The following is a 14,758-nucleotide window of genomic DNA, read 5'->3' as shown; positions in this document are numbered from 1 at the left end:
CGTTTTCTGGGTTCTCGTTGCCGTGTTCTCACAGGTCGACTAGCCGCGGTCCGCCCCACCGACGGACTGCAAGGAAATACACAGTCGGGAGCAACACGGCGAACGCGCCGAGGGTGAGCACCGCCGCCGAGAGCGGGTCCGGCGGCGCCAGGACGGACCCCACCACCGTCGCACCGATGCTGGCCACGCCGACGACGCGCGCCGCTCGTTCGGTTCGGGTGACCGGCGACGACCGAGTGCGCCTGCGACGGACCGACACCAGATAGTACGCGGCGGCCGGGAGGAACAGCACCGAGACGACGCTCCAGAACAGCGGCCATCGGGTCCCGCGGGCCGACGCGTCCGCGTAGAAGGCGTAGCCCACGGCGACCCACGCGACGACGAACAGCGCGAGCGCGGTCAGATACGCGACCGACCCGGCCGGAGACACCTGCATACGTGCGTGCTACCGACGAGCGCTGATAGGTCTTCTGACGGCTAGGACGCAGCCACACGCACAGCGTCAGTCGACGCTATCCGATGGGCGTGGCAGCCACACAACGGAGCTAGCAGCCCTATGTCCTGCTAGTCGTCTTCGGCTGACCGGAGTGCAGCGATGGGCGAAAAGAGACCGCGACGCGCCTTAGTTCGGCGAAACGTCTATGCGGAGGTACAGGACCCGGTCGGCGGAGCCTTCGTTTATCTGGTCCGGGACGGGGCCGCGGACGACGTAGTAGACGAGTCGGAGGTCTTGCCCCGCCATCGTCGGCGTGACGGTGTGGTCGTAGGTCCACGTCTCGTCGACGCCGACGTGCTGTCCGGTCCGGAACAGTTCGTCGCTGGCGAGGACCGACCCGCCGTCGACCCGTTGTAACTTCGCAACCACCGTGTAGTTCGCGGCGCTGTCGTGGTGGTTGGTCACTCTGACGGCGAGCGGTTGGGACTCCCCGACGCTGCCGTTGGTCGGATAGCCACCGGCGATGAACTCGCCGTCGGACGACTCGGTCAGCAGCGACGCGCTGGTGAAGGACATCGACTGGTCAGCACCGGCCAGGGCCACCGACAGTGAACCAACGGCGGCGACGACGCAGACGAGGAGACAGACCGTGAGCGCCTTCGTCAGCGCGTCACCCGCCAAGAGGCCCTCGCCGCTCGACTGTCGGGCGATGGTCAGCGCGTCGAAGCGTTCGTTCGGTGGGAGCGCGAGTCGGCGGACCGCTCCGATAACGACGCCGCTCCCGACGATGAGCCACACCGTCGCAAGGACGGACTCGGTCGTCAACTGGACACCGAACGCGCCGAGGGTGACGGCCAGGAGGGGGATCAGCGTGACGCTCACGCCGAACGACAGCGCGAGTCGCTCGCGGGCCAGCAAGCCGTCGTGCGCCGACCCGAGTGAGAGGGCGATAGCCCCCTCGCCCGCGTCCCGAGTGGTCGGGCGGCCGGGGAACAGCGCCGCGACGACGGCGTACCCCGGCGCGAACAGCACGAGGACGCCCCCGACGAGGAACAACACCACCGTCCCGCCGACGCCCGCCCCAACGGTTGCCGTCGCGAAGACGACGTAAGCCACGAGGACCAAGAGGTCCACTGGTACCGTCTCGAGCGTCGAGGCCGCGAGGCGGCGAGCGGTCTCCGAAACGCTCACACCTCTGTCCCCCACTGGTCCATCGTTCGAACATACTCGCCCCGAAACATCGCGATAGCCATTGTTCGATTACGCCATATCCGGTTCGTCGCTTTGTTATGGCTCACATACTTCCCGCGGACTGCGCTCTGCGGCGTCGGATTCAGGATGGGCGTCGAACCGTTAGGAGGGGTATAACTTACCCCGCAGAATCGCCAGTATTGACAACCGATGTTGGCGTGTTACGGCCCTCGAAATCGGGGTACACCGCGAGGGATGGATAGATGAGTATAGAGGTAGAAGCCCTCTCCAGTAGTGACCGCGACGCGTGGAACGAGGCGCTCGGACGGACGCCGGAGCGAACCCCGTTCCACCGGTTCGAGGCCCTCGAAGTGTTCGCCAAGTACGCGAACGCGAGCCTCTATCCGCTGGTCGGCTACAAGGGCGAGCAGATAGTCGGGCTGTTTCCGCTGTTCGTCATCCGGAAGGGGCCGATAACCACCGCATTCTCGCCGCCGCCGAGCCTGAAAGTGAGCTACATGGGACCGGTGATAGTGTCCCAACCGGGGATGAAAACCAACAGCGTCGAGCGCCGCCGTCGTCGGTTCGTCGAGGAGTCTATCGAGTGGCTCGACGAGACGCACGACCCCCACTACGTCCACGTCCGAACCTCCATCACGGCACCCGACACGCGCCCCTTCGATTGGGAGTTGTTCGAGGAGACGCCCCGGTTCACCTACGTCGTCGACTTGGAGACGGACCCCGACGCCCTGTTCGACCGCTTCAGCGGGGACGCGCGGTCGAACATCCGCGACGCCCAGGACGCCTGCTCGATTACCGAAGGTGACGTGACCGCCGCCCAGAGCATCATCACGCAGGTCCGGAACCGACATGCCGAACAGGACATCTCGTTTACCGTGACTGCCGACTTCGTCGCCGACCTCTACGAGGCCCTCCCCGAGGGCTACGTCCGACCGTACGTCTGTTCGGTCGACGGCACCTTCGCGGGCGGGAGTATCGTCCTCGAAGACGACCGGCGCGCCTACGGCTGGCAGGGGACCGTCAAGACCGACGTGGAGTACGACGTGAACGACCTGCTCCACTGGCACGTCATCCGCGAGGCCGCCGGTCGGGGGCTGGCGTCGTACGACCTCGTGGGCGCGAACAACCCGCGGTTGTCCCGGTACAAGTCGAAGTTCGCGCCGACGCTGACGCAGTACCACTCGCTCGAACGGAGCTCGAAAGCCATCGGCACGATGGCGCGACTCTACAGGCGCTTCGGCTGAGACGCCGCGGCTACCCGTCCCGTCTTCTCTCGGCGCAAAAATTCTCCACGGCGCTGGCCGCTCAGAACACGTCGAGCAGCGACTCGAGACGTGCCGTTTCGCGGGCGACGACGGTCCGCTGGTCGGAGTCGTATTCGAGGACGCCCGCGGCGTCGAGTTTCGGGAGGTGCACGTGGTGCAAGTCGGCGGTAACGCGGTGAGTCGGCATATCCTCGCCACCGTCGACTGCCTCTCGCTCGGCGACGCGGGCGGCCAGCGAGTCGAGCGTGTGGGTCGTGTCGGCGGCCTCGGCGAGGACGGCGACGACCGTTCGCCGTCGCGCCGACGCCAGCAGCGAGAGCGTCTGGTCGTCCCAGACGCACTTCGGTCGCTCCGCTACTGTTTCTTCGGCGGCGTCGTGACTCACTCTACGCACCCCCTCGGGAGTCGACTGTGCCGTCGAACGACCGACCGCGGGACCGACTCATTCGTCTGCATTCGACCGACGGGTGCGGTAAGCGAGGGCAACCAAGACGAGGGCGATACTCGGGACGATGATGCGTTTGGGAAAGAGCATCACATCGGAGGAACGACCGCGGTAAGCAGTAGTTATACGTCTCCTTCCGGCCCGACAGCGTCGCTCCCCGACCCTCGGTCCGTCGGCCCGGCAACGGCCGCATACGACGGGCCTACCCGGATAGCGAGGGTATAACAATACGAACAGGCCGACCACGTACTGTCCGGGAGGGCGGCACCTGCACGTACTGGCCTACCGGTCCATCCCTTGCCAACTCACCCACCCCCACTCAGGCCATCATCGGCGGTACGCACCGCCGTCTCACCTGCGCTGTTCGCTCTCCCGTTTTCAGACCGCTTATGTCCAATTATTCGGAGATAGAAGGCTTGTAGGCCGGACTTAGTCGGGTGAAAAGGTCCTTCCCTTTTAATACTTCACTGGTGGGATGTGTTGGTGATGCCAGAGAGTTCACGTGAGTCATCGGACATCCTCCGGTCACTGCTGCCTTCGAGAGAGACACCGCTCCGGGCAGAGATGTTCGTCCACTCACTCGCACCGGTGGGGAGCAAGCAACAACAGGACGAGTTGGCCGAACGGTTGAGGAGTCTGGTCGACGATGACGTGCTCACCGACCTCGACCTGTTCGTCTGGGGAGACAGTATCTGTACCGGGAGCGCGCTCGCCGAAATCGGGACCGGCAAGCACGTCGTCTCGGCTATCGGTGATTTCTACGCGCTCGCGGCCACGCGCGACGTCTCCATCGCACCGTTTTTCAGAATCTCGAAGGTGACTTCCAGCATCACCGACGAATCGTTCCGGCGAATCGTCCCGCCGTGTCGGTGTCTCGCACTCTACGCGGAGGACGAACTCGTCAGCGTCTTCCCGTGTCTCGTCGACGGCGAGTCGTTCACCCCGGAGGACGCCCTCGACTGGCTGGAGTCGTCGGCGAACGAAGCTGTCGCCTCGGCCGTCCTCGCGGACGAACAGACCTAACAGACGTGGGCGTGCTTCACGATGAGGAGCGTGTTGTGTCCGACCGCGAACAGTTGCGGGAGTGAGAACGCGACGAGCGCGGCGCGGCGATACCGCGACGATGCGTACCGGTAGACGGCGAACAGCGCGCCGAGCGCGGCCGCCTTCAGCACGAACAGTCCGGCCCCGCCGCCGGTGTCGAGTGCCATCTGCGCGACCGGGTTCGCTTCGCTGAAACACATCGACAACCCGAGCAGCGTCAGCGCCACGTCCGCGCTCGCGGCGGCGAGGACGACTCCCCAGAGGAAATAATCCAGCCCGATGCTGTCGTCGCCGACGAACGCTCGCTCGGCGGTGAAGTCGAGTGACACTCGTGAAACGCAGTGTGGACAAAGTATGGTAACGAACCCAATAACCAGTCACTGACGTTCTCGATACTCGCGATTATCGCTATAAATCCGAGCCTAGAACCGGATTTCGAGCGAAGTTGGTGACTTCGCGGCCTATCACCGACGATAGTCCCGTACAGAGTGGGTAACTATACCGAAGTATCGTCTCCTCACCCGTGATGTCAGAACAGACACACAGCCGCTCGGGTCGGAGACGCCGAGCGAGTACGCGCCTCGCCGTCGTGGCAGTGGTCCTCGCCGTCGTCTTCGCCGGGCCGATTGCGAGTACGACGATGGTCGCTGCGGCACAGTCGACCCAAGATACACGCGAAATTGCTTACGGTGAGACGGTGTCGGGCGCGGTCGATAGCGTCGACCCGGTGCGAGAGGCTCCGGTCGACAACGGTCACACCGGCGACTTCTACTACGAACCGGTGTCCTTCGAGGGGAGCGCCGGTGACGTGGTCGATATCGAGCTGTACGGCCCGACGGACACGTCGTTGGTCCTCGTCGGTCCCGACGGCACGGAAGTGTCGATGAACGAGGACGGCGGCCCGGGCAACAACTCCCAAGTGGTCGCTCGACTCCCCGAGGACGGCACGTACACGATTCAGGTGACCAGCCACTTCCCCGAGAAGAGCTACGAGTACCTCCTCTCGCTCGAAAACCTGACTGTCGACGAGAAGTCGTCCGTGAGTATCGGTGAAACCAGAGTGGGCGTCGTCGACGACGAGAGCTCCGAGAGCACGCGCTTCGGCGGGGCCTACGACGAGTACCGGTTCGACGCCGAACCCGGCGACGAGGTGGAAATCACCATGCACGGCTCCGTCGACTCCGCGCTGTACCTCATCGACAGAGAGGGCCAGGTCGTCGCACAGGAAGTCGCGCCCTACGCCGGACGGGACGTGACGCTCGAATACACCGTCGAGCAAGAGCGTTCCTACCGCCTCATCGTGGGAAGCGGTGACGAGGACGGCGAGTTCGCGTACGTCTTAGAGACGCGGCTGGCGGGGTCCGTGGACGACCAGACCACCGACGAGCCGACCAGCGAGACGAGCGGCCACACAGACGGTGGCGGACACGCCCCGATCGGCCCGCCCGAGTCGTCGCTGAATCTGATGAGCAACGGTCTCGACGTGACTTCGGCGACGCTCGGGACGCCCGTCACCTACAGCGTCACCGTCGCCAACTACGGCGACGCCGCCGGAACGTTCAACGAGAGCGTGCTGGTCAACGGCGCGGAGGCCGCCCGGTTCAACGGCACGGTCGAACCGTACACGAAGCGGACCATGCAGGTCACGCTGACCCCCAACCAGACCGGCAAACACAGCGTGGGACTGCCGAACGAAACGACCGAGACGCTGACAATCGTGCCCCCGGACTCGCCCGACGGCAACACCGTCTCGCTCGCCGACGGAACCGAGATGGGTATCAAGCAGAACACCACCAGCGGCGAGACGGTCCCCTTCGAGTTCCGCGTCCGAACCAACGGCTCGACTCTGCGGACGGTGACGGTCAACGCGTCAGGGTCGGGGACCATGTGGCTCGAAGCCACCTCGACGCCCCTCGGCGCTGACGGGCCGCCTGCCGAGGGCCTGTCGGTCCAACACGGCTTCGCGCTCTCGCCGTCGCTCCAGTCCAACGGGACGGACGCAACTACGGCGATGACGGACGGCACGGTCACCATCGAGGTGAACCGGAGCGCGCTAAACACGAGCGAGGCGAGCGTCGTCGTCTACCGACAGTCCGAAACCGGTGACTGGGAACCGCTCCCGACCACTCGCGTCTCCTCGACGCCCGACAACGTGACCTACAGCGCGACGACCGACCAGTTCTCGACCGTCGCCCTCGGAACGGTCACACCGGTCACCAGCACCGGGTCGCTCTCGACCACCTCGATGACGGCCGGTGAGTCGGCGACGGTGACTGCGACGGTCACGAACAGCGGGTCCGCCGCCGTCGACCACACCGTGAACTTCGAGGTCGACGGGCAGACGGTGCGCCAGCAGACCGTGACCGTCTCGCCGGGGAGCGAGCAGACGGTGACCGCGTCGATTTCCCCCTCGGCGGGCGACCACGAGGTGACCGTCGGCGGCGAATCGGTCGGCACGCTCACCGTCGAGCAAGCGGAGACGCCCACGCCGACCGAGGACAGTTCGACGCCCGTCACGACGGACGCCACCGAGACCACCGCGGGTAGCGGTCCCGGGTTCGGCGTCGTCGTCGCAGTCCTCGCGCTGACCGCGGGACTCCTCGTCCTCGGTCGACGTCGCGAAAATAAGCCCTAACTCCACCCGCTGACTCGGTCGTTTCGGCCCTCCCTTTCTCGAACGAACTCAGTTCGGCGGTTCGATTTCGATTCGCCCGTCGCTTCGAATCGTTGCGCGGAACCCATCGATGATCACGTCAACGCTGATTGGCGCATCGGCCTCACCGATTAGCATCGTCAGCGCATCCGGGTCCAGCGAATCCGACAGCGGCGGGAGCTCTTTCACGTCACAGCACCGGACCTTCGCAAGCGCCTCGACGAGCGCGTACCCCGCGTCGGTGCGGTCGGCGTCGAACGCCGTGGTGTACGTATCGGTCCGCGGGTCGTACGACGGTTCCGAGTCGAGCGGCGTCGGTTCAATATCGCCGGTATCGACCTCACTGATAGCTGCCGAGTCCTTGTCAGCCATTTGTTGATTTTGAATTGACAGCGATTGGTATAAAGATTCCGTCAGACAATTGTATTTTTTCTAATAACATATCCCGCGGCCGGAACAATGTAGCCGGCGTTCACTCACCGACGGCGGTGCCGGGAACGAGTTCGAGGCCCGGATGGCCGTCGGCGTACCAGAGGAGGGCCGTCCCGCCGACCAGAAGCGCTTCGAGGAGGAGGAATCGAAGCCCCAGCGGCGTCCCCAAGACGGCGACGAACTCGGTGAACAGTTCCGCGGCCCGCGCGAGGACGTTCGTCGGCGGCGACGGTTCGATGGGGACAAGCGGCCACAGGAGGAATCCCAGCCGTGGGTGGTGACCGAAGGCGAGGCCGTAGAGAGCGTCACAGGGGAGGTGCGCGAGGTACGCGAGCGCGAATCCCGTCCCCGCTGAAGGGTATCGGTCACGCGTCGCGAGGACGACGAGTATCGATACCGGAACGGCGAACAGGAGCGAGTGCGCGAGCGACGTGCCCGACGGGAGCAGGGTCGTCCCCCATCCCAGCGGCTTGTCGACTAAATCGGGAAACTGCGAACCGACCGCGACGGCGACGACGCCCATCGTTCGCGGCCGTCGGCCCCGAACGCGGAGCAACAGCGAGAAGCAAAGATAGCCGACGGCGAGGTGTTCCCACGGCCACACGACTACCGACCCCACCGGACGCGCCGAACAAGCGATTGCACACCCACCGCTGACGGCCACGGTCGTATTGTAATGGTCGCCGTATCGGCGGCCATTCCAGTGGAAGGAAGTACGGTGTAGATTCGGACCGAGACTCAGGCGGTCGAGTAAAGACCGCATTCCGAGCCTATAGAGTTTATAACTATCTCCTATCCGGGGTTTCGGACTGGTGATGCCAAAACATCTTACGGAGCAAGACCTCGAACGGATGGCCGAGTTCGCGGAGACGCCGACGTACCTTCGCAAGCCCGAATTACTGCTTCCCGAAGGAGAGGAGTGAGACCCGGGCCGCCCTGATTCATTCGCTGAACTCCGCCGGCGGCGGGCGCTGACGCCGTCTATATACCGTGTGAACGACGGTCAAAACGACGAACGCCCCCACCACGACCACCGCGGTTATTCCTTCCGCAATCCCCAAGCCCGCCAGCGACGCCGCGACGAGTACCAGACTCACCGCGGCGAGACCGAGGTAGAACAGATACCACGGCGGTTCGTCCTCCTGGTCGCCGAGGTAGGGGTCTATCTCCGACGCCTTCTGGGCGATAGATACTTCACCGGAGTCCTCATCGTACTCGACCAGTCCTGACTCGGCCAGTTTGGGGAGATGCGTCTGGTACAGCGAGACGTACACGCGCTTTCGTTGTTGCGTGGAGAGTTCTTCAACCGTCGTGTCGTTTTCCCAGGCCGCAACGTGTTCGGCCAGGTCGGTCAACTGAATCGGGTTCGGTTCGGTCCTGAGGAAGTAGAGGACGTACCGACGGCGTGGACTACTGAGTATGTCGAAGACGCGGTCGCGTGAGAGTTCTGTGTTGTTTTGTTCCATCGCATCCGTCCCTGCGGTTGGTGTGTGAGCTGTTCATACTGCTGTCGTCAGAGACGACACGAACGTACCGATTGCCGGATACACATTTGTTACAGCGTCGTTACCGCACGGATAGGTGGGATTACTTCCTTCGTCTTCTTTCGAAATCGGCGTGATGGAGCCCCGACCCAAAACCCAGAACAGTAGTTTCGACTGTTCGAAACCAGTCATATAAATGTAAGAACTATATGCCTGGAATGTCAGGTTTTACACACGGAATTCCCGACAGCGAGTCACAGAGGCCAGATACACGTGAGCGATACGGAGTCTCCCCCCGCCGGTCCGAACGCCGTCTCGACAGCGGCGAGTCCTGACAGGTCCGGGCCCGACCAGTCGGGACGGGAATCACTCCCGCTCGGAACCGTCTTCGACGTGTTGAAAAACGACCGGCGGCGGCACGCGGTCAGGTTCCTCCTCGACGCCGCCGACGAAACCTCGGTCGGGTCGCTGTCAGAACACGTCGCGGCGATAGAGCAGGGGACGACCGCCGACGCAGTGACGCAAAAACAGCGAAAGCGCGTGTACGTTTCCCTCCATCAGTGTCATCTCCCGAAGATGGACAAACTCGCGGTAGTCGAGTTCGACCGGGACGGCGGGACGGTGCGAGCGGGGACCGCCGCCGCGGACCTCGCCCCCTACCTCGACCACGAATTCGACGACCGGACCCCGTGGTACCGGTATTACGCCGGCATTACCATCGTCGGGGCGGTCCTGTTCGCGGCGACGGCCGCGACACCGCTCCTCCCCCTCTCCGCGGTCTGTACGGGCCTCCTGCTCGCCGTCGGCGTCTGTGCGGGGCTACATTACAAGGCCGAGCGCCGTCGCTAGACCGACCGGAGCGCCGTCTCCTCGGGTTCGGAAAACAGGTCGGCGACCTGTCCCGTCGTCTCGGTCCGTTCGCGCGCGTTTTCCAGGAGGACCGTCTCGCTGGGAAACAGTCGCTCGCCGAGTTCGAGGTTGTGGTCCCGCGCCGTCGACCCGGTGACGGTGAGGTAGACGCCGATGCCCGTCGCCGCGATGTCCGCCTCCTCCTCGTTGCCGTTGTCCGGGTACGTGAACGTGATGTCGTCGAGCGCGGCGGTCCCGAGCACCGCCTCGACCAACCGCTCGTAGCGTGGCGAGATGCAGAGATCACCAGCGTAGTTCGTGACGAACGCCCTATCGAGCGGGCGGTCCTGCGAGTCGACCACGTCGGGGGTCGCGAGGAGCGTGTGGTAGACCGTGTCCCCGAGTCCGGTGGCGACGCGCACGTCGGTATCCAGCGGGTCGATGCGGTCGTTTATCTCGCCGATGCTGGTGAGCGCTTCGTCCCGCAGTTGGACCACCTCTTCGAGGACGAGGTCGGCGCTGTCGAACCCCAGCGCGAACTCGTGGGTCCGAAGCGCGCGGAACGGTTCCTCGCGGCCGATGAGTTGCACGTCGCCGTGGTCGGTCGGCACGGTGACGCTGTCGAACACGACGCGGCGCGGCATCCCGTCCCGGTCGTCGCGCAGCAGCGTGTACTCGGGTTCGTACGGGTCCGCGAGCGAGGAATAGTCGGCGAGGCGATGGTACACGTCCTCCTCGGCGGTCTGGTTGCCTTTGGTGATGGCCTTCTCGTACCGGAGCGTGGAAATGATGTCGTCAGCCAACTCGGTCGTCCCGGTTCGGTTCGCAAGGCGTTCCAGTACGGCCTCGAGGGGTCGTCCCTTGCGCGGGACGGCCACTCTGGTCGTCGTCATTACGCCTACCCACAGCCGGGACGAATAAAACCAGTTCGATTAGTTGCCGCCGCCGATGACCGAGGAGAGCTGTTCGCGCCACTCGTTGAGGGCTTCTATCTCCGATTCCACGTCCGAAAGTCGGTCGTCGAGTTCGCCATCGCCCATCTCCTCTCGCATCTCGTCGAGTTCCGTCTCCATCTCTTCGAGGGTGGTATCCATCTCGTCCACTTCTTCGGAGACCGACGCCATCTCGTCGGTGACGCCGTCGACGGTCTCGTCCAGTTCGGCCACGTCCTCGGCCGCGTTTTCTGCGGTCGACCGCGCTCTGCCGAGTTCGGATTCGAACTCACCGAGTTTCTGGTCGAATTCGTCGAGTCGGTCGCCGAATTCGGAGATTACCTGGTCACCAGTGCCGTTTTCTTCGAGGAATTCTTCGAGCGCGTCGGTGTATGCTCGAAGGTCAGCGATATCGCCCTGTATTCGCTGTATTCGAGCGTCGTTGACACCGCTCGTCTCATCGTCGTCGGATACCGCGTCCAATGCGCGCTTGAGTAGCTTCACGTCGTCTGCCGAGACGTTCTGTTGGCGGATTTCCTCGGCCATCGCCGCCACGACGTTCCCGGTCTCCACCTCGGTATCGGCGTCGGCGTCACCCGCCGCCTCCGAATCGCCGCCGCTCTCGCCGTCCCCGTTGGCCGTCGCGCCCGCGCTGGGGTTGTTCGGGTCCTTGAGTTCGAGCGTCTCGATGTCCTCATCCTCGGTTTCGTCATCGAGGCCCGGGACGCTACTGGCGTCGCCCGCGATGACGTCCCGGACGGCGTCGCCGCCGCTCCCGATGAGGTCGGCGTCCTCCTCGTCGAGCGGCGGGTCGACGCTCTCTATCTCCGGTTCGGTGAGGAACTTTTCCACGTCGTCCGTGCCCGTCGCGCGGATGCCGTACACCGTGGTGTAGTCCGCGTCCGGTTCTATCTCCTTCACGAAGGCGATCTGGTCGTCGTTGATGTCCCAGTACTCCGAACCGTACTCGGGGTGAAAACCGAGGTCTTCGACGGCGACGTCGTCGGGAACGGTATCGACGAGACGGAGCGTCACGGGTTCGGAGCGCTGTGACGCGACGTTGAACGCGATGGCCGGGACGGGAAACTCGTCGGCCTCGAACCGTTTGGTGACGGTGACGCCGTCCGAGACGACGGTAACCTCCTCGTACACTTGCGAGTCACTCATGTATGGTAGTCCATACCCAAGCAGTAATAAACCTGCTTACTGTTACAAAAAGTTAAATTAATCCAACCCTACAAGTCCACGCGGTCGCCGATTTCGGCGATTTCGAGCGATTCCGGGTGGTCGAAGCTGTTGGCGTGGTTGTGCAGGACCGTCGGTTCCGTAGTCATGCCTTTCCACATGTCCCAGTGGCTCGGCAGGAGCGTGTCCAACTGGAGTTCGTTGGCGGCCTGGATAATCATGTTCTCGTCGCTGTACCACTGGGTCCGCTGTGGTTCGCCGGTGTCCGGGTCGTCTATCATGCCGACGGCACCGAACGCGAGGACGCCGAGGTCGATGTCGTATCGTTCGCCGACCGTCTCGAAGTCGCCCGGGCGAGCGTCGCCGCCGTGGAAGAAGGTCCCGGCCTCGTGTTCGAAGACGAACGAAACGGGATGGTCGGCGTCGGGGTCGTTGGCCGGTTCGACGTGGATAGTTATGTCGCCGATTTCGAGCGTGTCGCCCTCCTCGATTTCGTGGAGTTGGTCGTCGGTGACCGACCAGTTCTCCAGCCACGCCTCGTCGTGGATGACCTCGTGGCCGCTGTCGGTCGTGTAGTAGTCCGCGCCCGTGCTGGCGAGGATGGGGGCCTGCGAGGAGCCGTGAACGTGGTCGGTGTGTTCGTGCGTGCCGAGGACGGCGTCGGCCTCCTGCACGTCGCCCGGTTCGAACGGCACGGGGACCATTCGGACGGTCCGGGGCGGGTCGCCGATGCCGAGATAGGGGTCGATGAACACCGTCGTGTCGCCGCTTGACTTGACGATGAAGCCGTTACAGCCGAGGTACCAAATCGCCAGTCCGTCGGGGTCGGCGTCTTCGACGGCGCGCAGGAGCCAATCGTCCCAGTCAGATTCGACTGTCATGTTCTGTCGTGCGAACGGGTATGGCTAAGTCGTTACGGACCACTGCGGAACTGTTCGATTCGGTCGTCGCCGTACTCGACGTCTCTAACGGCCGGGAGCGTGCGCAGCGAGGCCGACAGCGCGAAGTACAGCGTGCCCAGCAGGTTCGCGACGCCGACGGCTATCACCAGCGGGACGGGGCCGACGACGGCCGCCGCCGCGCCGCCGACCAGCGACCCGAACGGCGTCGCGGTGCCCTGGAGGGTCGTCATCGCGCTCGTAACCCGGCCAAGTTTGGCCTCCGGGACGACGGTCTGGACGAGCGTATCGAACAGGACACTGTTACCCCCGGAGTAGACGATAGCGAGCGCGAAGAACGCGACGACGGCGGGCGTCCACGTCGACAGCGCCGCGCCTATCCACGCGAGACCGGTGAGCGCAGTCCCGCCGAGCATGAGGTAGCCGTAGGGCACGCCGTCCAGGCGCGCCGAGAGGACGGACCCGACCAACGCGCCCGCCGCGAGCGCCGACAGCAGCACGCCGTACAATCCCGACCCGCCGCGCATCGCGGCGAACGCCGGGAGTATCGCCAGCAGCATCCCCGTCGCGAAACTGATGAACACCTGCGGGAGCAACACGGGGACGAACGCCGTCCCACGGAGGTATGCGATGCCGTCGCGAAAATCTCCGGTGTACCGTCGGACTCGCTCGCCGACGGATTCTGAACCGTCGCCCTCGCTGTTCTCGTCCGACGGGTCCGCTCCGCCGTCAGTCGTCGCCGTCTCGACGCTCGCCGCCCCGTCCGAATCGACGTCGGTGCCCGACCGTCGCTCTGGAAGGGTGAGGCCGACGAACAGGAGGATGGCGACGCCGAACGTCGCCGCGTCGACGAGGAACGCCCCCACCGCACCGACGGCGGCCATCCCAACCAGAATCCCGCCCACGGCGTTGAACGTCATGTTGACGCCCTCGTGGGCCGTGTTGAACACCGCGTTGGCCGTCGGGAGGTTCTCCCGGTCGACGGCGCGCGGGAGCGCCGACGACTGCGCGGGGTAAGTGACCAGATTGACGAGCGACGCCAGCGGGATGACCACCAAGACGAGTTCGACGGACAGAACGCCCAGCCATTCGGCGGCCGGAATCGTCAGCACGAGCAACCCCTGTATCGCCTGAGTGACGACGAGCGCCCACCGAACCTCTACGTCGTCGACGAGGGGACCGACGGCGAACTGCAACATGCCGGGGGCCATCACGAGAAACGACGCGATGCCCGTATAGAGCGTCGACTGAGCCAGGTCGTGGACCAACCACAGCGCCGCGACGTAGTAGATACTGTCGCCCGCGTTCGTCACGAGGCGACCGGCGAGGAGGCGGCAAAACGTCCGGTTACGGAGCAGTTCGCGCACAGGGCACCGTCGAACAGTGGGGCAAAAATACGTTGTGGATGTTCGTCACACATCCCGTGGGGACGGTGCGTCACCAGGACGGCGACGAGCGGGCGAGCCTCAGTCCTCGCAGCAACCGCCGGCCTTCCCACCGAAGTCGACGACGAGTTGCTCGGAGACGAGTTCGTTCAGTTCCTGCAGGCGGAGTTCGAGGTCGTTCTGGACCTGCAGATACTCGCTCATCACCTCAATCTCGTGGAGGTCCTCCTGTGCGGCCTGCAGTTTGCGGAGGTCCTCTTGGGAGGCGCGGCCGGTTTGTCGGGCCAACTGGAACTCTTCGCGCAGTTGCTCGAACTCCTGAATCGCCTCCTGGGCTTCCTCGTCGTTCTCGACCGCTTCCTTGGCCTCGGCGTAGCGCTGATAGACGGGCAGTTCCGCGATGGCCTGCCCGAACTCGGCGGCGAGTTCGTCGACGCTCGAATCGACGGGGTCGGCGGCGGTGTCACTCTCGATGCTCATGCTCCGGGGTTGGAACTGGCGCGGTATAGGCCTGCCGAAACCTGCCGAAACCTGCCG

General features: G+C 64.5%; 16 protein-coding genes. 4 read left to right on the top strand and 12 right to left on the bottom strand.

All coding sequences use genetic code 11. The features are described 5' to 3' along the window. Positions 1-28: 28 nt before the first annotated feature. Both NJQ44_RS08720 and NJQ44_RS08715 read right to left on the bottom strand, forming a co-directional pair. Positions 29-436: a hypothetical protein gene (locus tag NJQ44_RS08720; RefSeq protein ID WP_254274299.1), complete on the bottom strand. Its 408-nt coding sequence runs from the start codon at positions 434-436 to the stop codon at positions 29-31. Positions 437-622: 186 nt separating this feature from the next. After that, positions 623-1,627: a DUF1616 domain-containing protein gene (locus tag NJQ44_RS08715; RefSeq protein WP_254274298.1), complete on the bottom strand. Its 1,005-nt coding sequence runs from the start codon at positions 1,625-1,627 to the stop codon at positions 623-625. A gap of 263 nt (positions 1,628-1,890) precedes the next feature. On the opposite strand from NJQ44_RS08715, the gene NJQ44_RS08710 reads away from it, so the two are divergent. Continuing rightward, entirely contained in the window at positions 1,891-2,892 is a 1,002-nt protein-coding gene (locus tag NJQ44_RS08710; protein WP_254274297.1) for a GNAT family N-acetyltransferase, read from the top strand. A 61-nt stretch (positions 2,893-2,953) separates the two neighbouring features. Here the strand turns inward: NJQ44_RS08710 and NJQ44_RS08705 are convergent, their stop codons facing one another. Continuing rightward, a complete protein-coding gene (locus NJQ44_RS08705; protein WP_254274296.1) occupies positions 2,954-3,298 on the bottom strand; it encodes a DUF7344 domain-containing protein in 345 nt (114 codons plus the stop codon). A 546-nt stretch (positions 3,299-3,844) separates the two neighbouring features. On the opposite strand from NJQ44_RS08705, the gene NJQ44_RS08700 reads away from it, so the two are divergent. Next, positions 3,845-4,381, top strand: coding sequence for an HTH domain-containing protein (locus NJQ44_RS08700; RefSeq protein WP_254274295.1), 537 nt, complete (start codon positions 3,845-3,847; stop codon positions 4,379-4,381). Here NJQ44_RS08700 and NJQ44_RS08695 read toward each other — a convergent pair. Next, positions 4,378-4,731, bottom strand: coding sequence for a DUF5658 family protein (locus NJQ44_RS08695; RefSeq protein ID WP_254274294.1), 354 nt, complete (start codon positions 4,729-4,731; stop codon positions 4,378-4,380). The two genes, NJQ44_RS08700 and NJQ44_RS08695, sit on opposite strands and share 4 nt — an antisense overlap. A 197-nt stretch (positions 4,732-4,928) precedes the next feature. On the opposite strand from NJQ44_RS08695, the gene NJQ44_RS08690 reads away from it, so the two are divergent. Next, on the top strand, positions 4,929-7,037 hold the full coding sequence (locus NJQ44_RS08690) for a pre-peptidase C-terminal domain-containing protein (protein WP_254274293.1): 2,109 nt from the start codon (positions 4,929-4,931) through the stop codon (positions 7,035-7,037). A 48-nt stretch (positions 7,038-7,085) separates the two neighbouring features. Here the strand turns inward: NJQ44_RS08690 and NJQ44_RS08685 are convergent, their stop codons facing one another. The 3 genes from NJQ44_RS08685 to NJQ44_RS08675 all read right to left on the bottom strand — a co-directional run bounded on the left by NJQ44_RS08685 (position 7,086) and on the right by NJQ44_RS08675 (position 8,953). After that, a complete protein-coding gene (locus tag NJQ44_RS08685) occupies positions 7,086-7,427 on the bottom strand; it encodes a HalOD1 output domain-containing protein (protein WP_254274292.1) in 342 nt (113 codons plus the stop codon). Positions 7,428-7,527: 100 nt separating this feature from the next. Then, on the bottom strand, positions 7,528-8,106 hold the full coding sequence (locus NJQ44_RS08680; RefSeq protein WP_254274291.1) for a metal-dependent hydrolase: 579 nt from the start codon (positions 8,104-8,106) through the stop codon (positions 7,528-7,530). Positions 8,107-8,428: 322 nt separating this feature from the next. Continuing rightward, the gene (locus NJQ44_RS08675) at positions 8,429-8,953 is read right to left on the bottom strand and encodes a DUF7344 domain-containing protein (protein ID WP_254274290.1); all 525 of its coding nucleotides are present in this window, start codon (positions 8,951-8,953) and stop codon (positions 8,429-8,431) included. Positions 8,954-9,244: 291 nt separating this feature from the next. Here NJQ44_RS08675 and NJQ44_RS08670 point away from each other — a divergent pair, with 291 nt between their 5' ends. After that, entirely contained in the window at positions 9,245-9,820 is a 576-nt protein-coding gene (locus tag NJQ44_RS08670) for a DUF7344 domain-containing protein (protein WP_254274289.1), read from the top strand. Here NJQ44_RS08670 and NJQ44_RS08665 read toward each other — a convergent pair. From NJQ44_RS08665 to NJQ44_RS08645, 5 genes are all read right to left on the bottom strand, one after another. Then, positions 9,817-10,713, bottom strand: coding sequence for a phosphoribosyltransferase HisG-related protein (locus tag NJQ44_RS08665; RefSeq protein WP_254274288.1), 897 nt, complete (start codon positions 10,711-10,713; stop codon positions 9,817-9,819). The genes NJQ44_RS08670 and NJQ44_RS08665 overlap by 4 nt on opposite strands. Before the next feature lie 39 nt (positions 10,714-10,752). After that, on the bottom strand, positions 10,753-11,919 hold the full coding sequence (locus NJQ44_RS08660) for a hypothetical protein (RefSeq protein WP_254274287.1): 1,167 nt from the start codon (positions 11,917-11,919) through the stop codon (positions 10,753-10,755). A 68-nt stretch (positions 11,920-11,987) separates the two neighbouring features. Then, complete coding sequence (locus NJQ44_RS08655) at positions 11,988-12,818, bottom strand: MBL fold metallo-hydrolase (protein ID WP_254274286.1); 831 nt, start codon at positions 12,816-12,818, stop codon at positions 11,988-11,990. 32 nt (positions 12,819-12,850) lie between these two features. Then, entirely contained in the window at positions 12,851-14,203 is a 1,353-nt protein-coding gene (locus NJQ44_RS08650) for an MFS transporter (protein WP_254274285.1), read from the bottom strand. Between the two features lie 99 nt (positions 14,204-14,302). Next, positions 14,303-14,701 (bottom strand): YlbF/YmcA family competence regulator, encoded by a 399-nt coding sequence (locus NJQ44_RS08645; protein ID WP_254274284.1) that lies wholly within the window; start codon positions 14,699-14,701, stop codon positions 14,303-14,305. Positions 14,702-14,758 lie beyond the last annotated feature (57 nt).

The organism is Haloarcula marina, from assembly GCF_024218775.1.
Taxonomy (GTDB): Archaea; Halobacteriota; Halobacteria; order Halobacteriales; family Haloarculaceae; genus Haloarcula; species Haloarcula marina.
The sequence above is the reverse complement of the archived record's forward strand: the minus strand, read 5'-3'. Positions and strand labels throughout refer to the sequence as shown.

Excerpts from the sequence above, each read along its gene's own strand:
- NJQ44_RS08720 (WP_254274299.1), bottom strand. The coding sequence starts at position 436 with ATGCAGGTGTCTCCGGCCGGGTCGGTCGCGTATCTGACCGCGCTCGCG.
- NJQ44_RS08710 (WP_254274297.1), top strand. The coding sequence starts at position 1,891 with ATGAGTATAGAGGTAGAAGCCCTCTCCAGTAGTGACCGCGACGCGTGG.
- NJQ44_RS08700 (WP_254274295.1), top strand. The coding sequence starts at position 3,845 with ATGCCAGAGAGTTCACGTGAGTCATCGGACATCCTCCGGTCACTGCTG.
- NJQ44_RS08690 (WP_254274293.1), top strand. The coding sequence starts at position 4,929 with ATGTCAGAACAGACACACAGCCGCTCGGGTCGGAGACGCCGAGCGAGT.
- NJQ44_RS08685 (WP_254274292.1), bottom strand. The coding sequence starts at position 7,427 with ATGGCTGACAAGGACTCGGCAGCTATCAGTGAGGTCGATACCGGCGAT.
- NJQ44_RS08675 (WP_254274290.1), bottom strand. The coding sequence starts at position 8,953 with ATGGAACAAAACAACACAGAACTCTCACGCGACCGCGTCTTCGACATA.
- NJQ44_RS08665 (WP_254274288.1), bottom strand. The coding sequence starts at position 10,713 with ATGACGACGACCAGAGTGGCCGTCCCGCGCAAGGGACGACCCCTCGAG.
- NJQ44_RS08660 (WP_254274287.1), bottom strand. The coding sequence starts at position 11,919 with ATGAGTGACTCGCAAGTGTACGAGGAGGTTACCGTCGTCTCGGACGGC.
- NJQ44_RS08655 (WP_254274286.1), bottom strand. The coding sequence starts at position 12,818 with ATGACAGTCGAATCTGACTGGGACGATTGGCTCCTGCGCGCCGTCGAA.
- NJQ44_RS08645 (WP_254274284.1), bottom strand. The coding sequence starts at position 14,701 with ATGAGCATCGAGAGTGACACCGCCGCCGACCCCGTCGATTCGAGCGTC.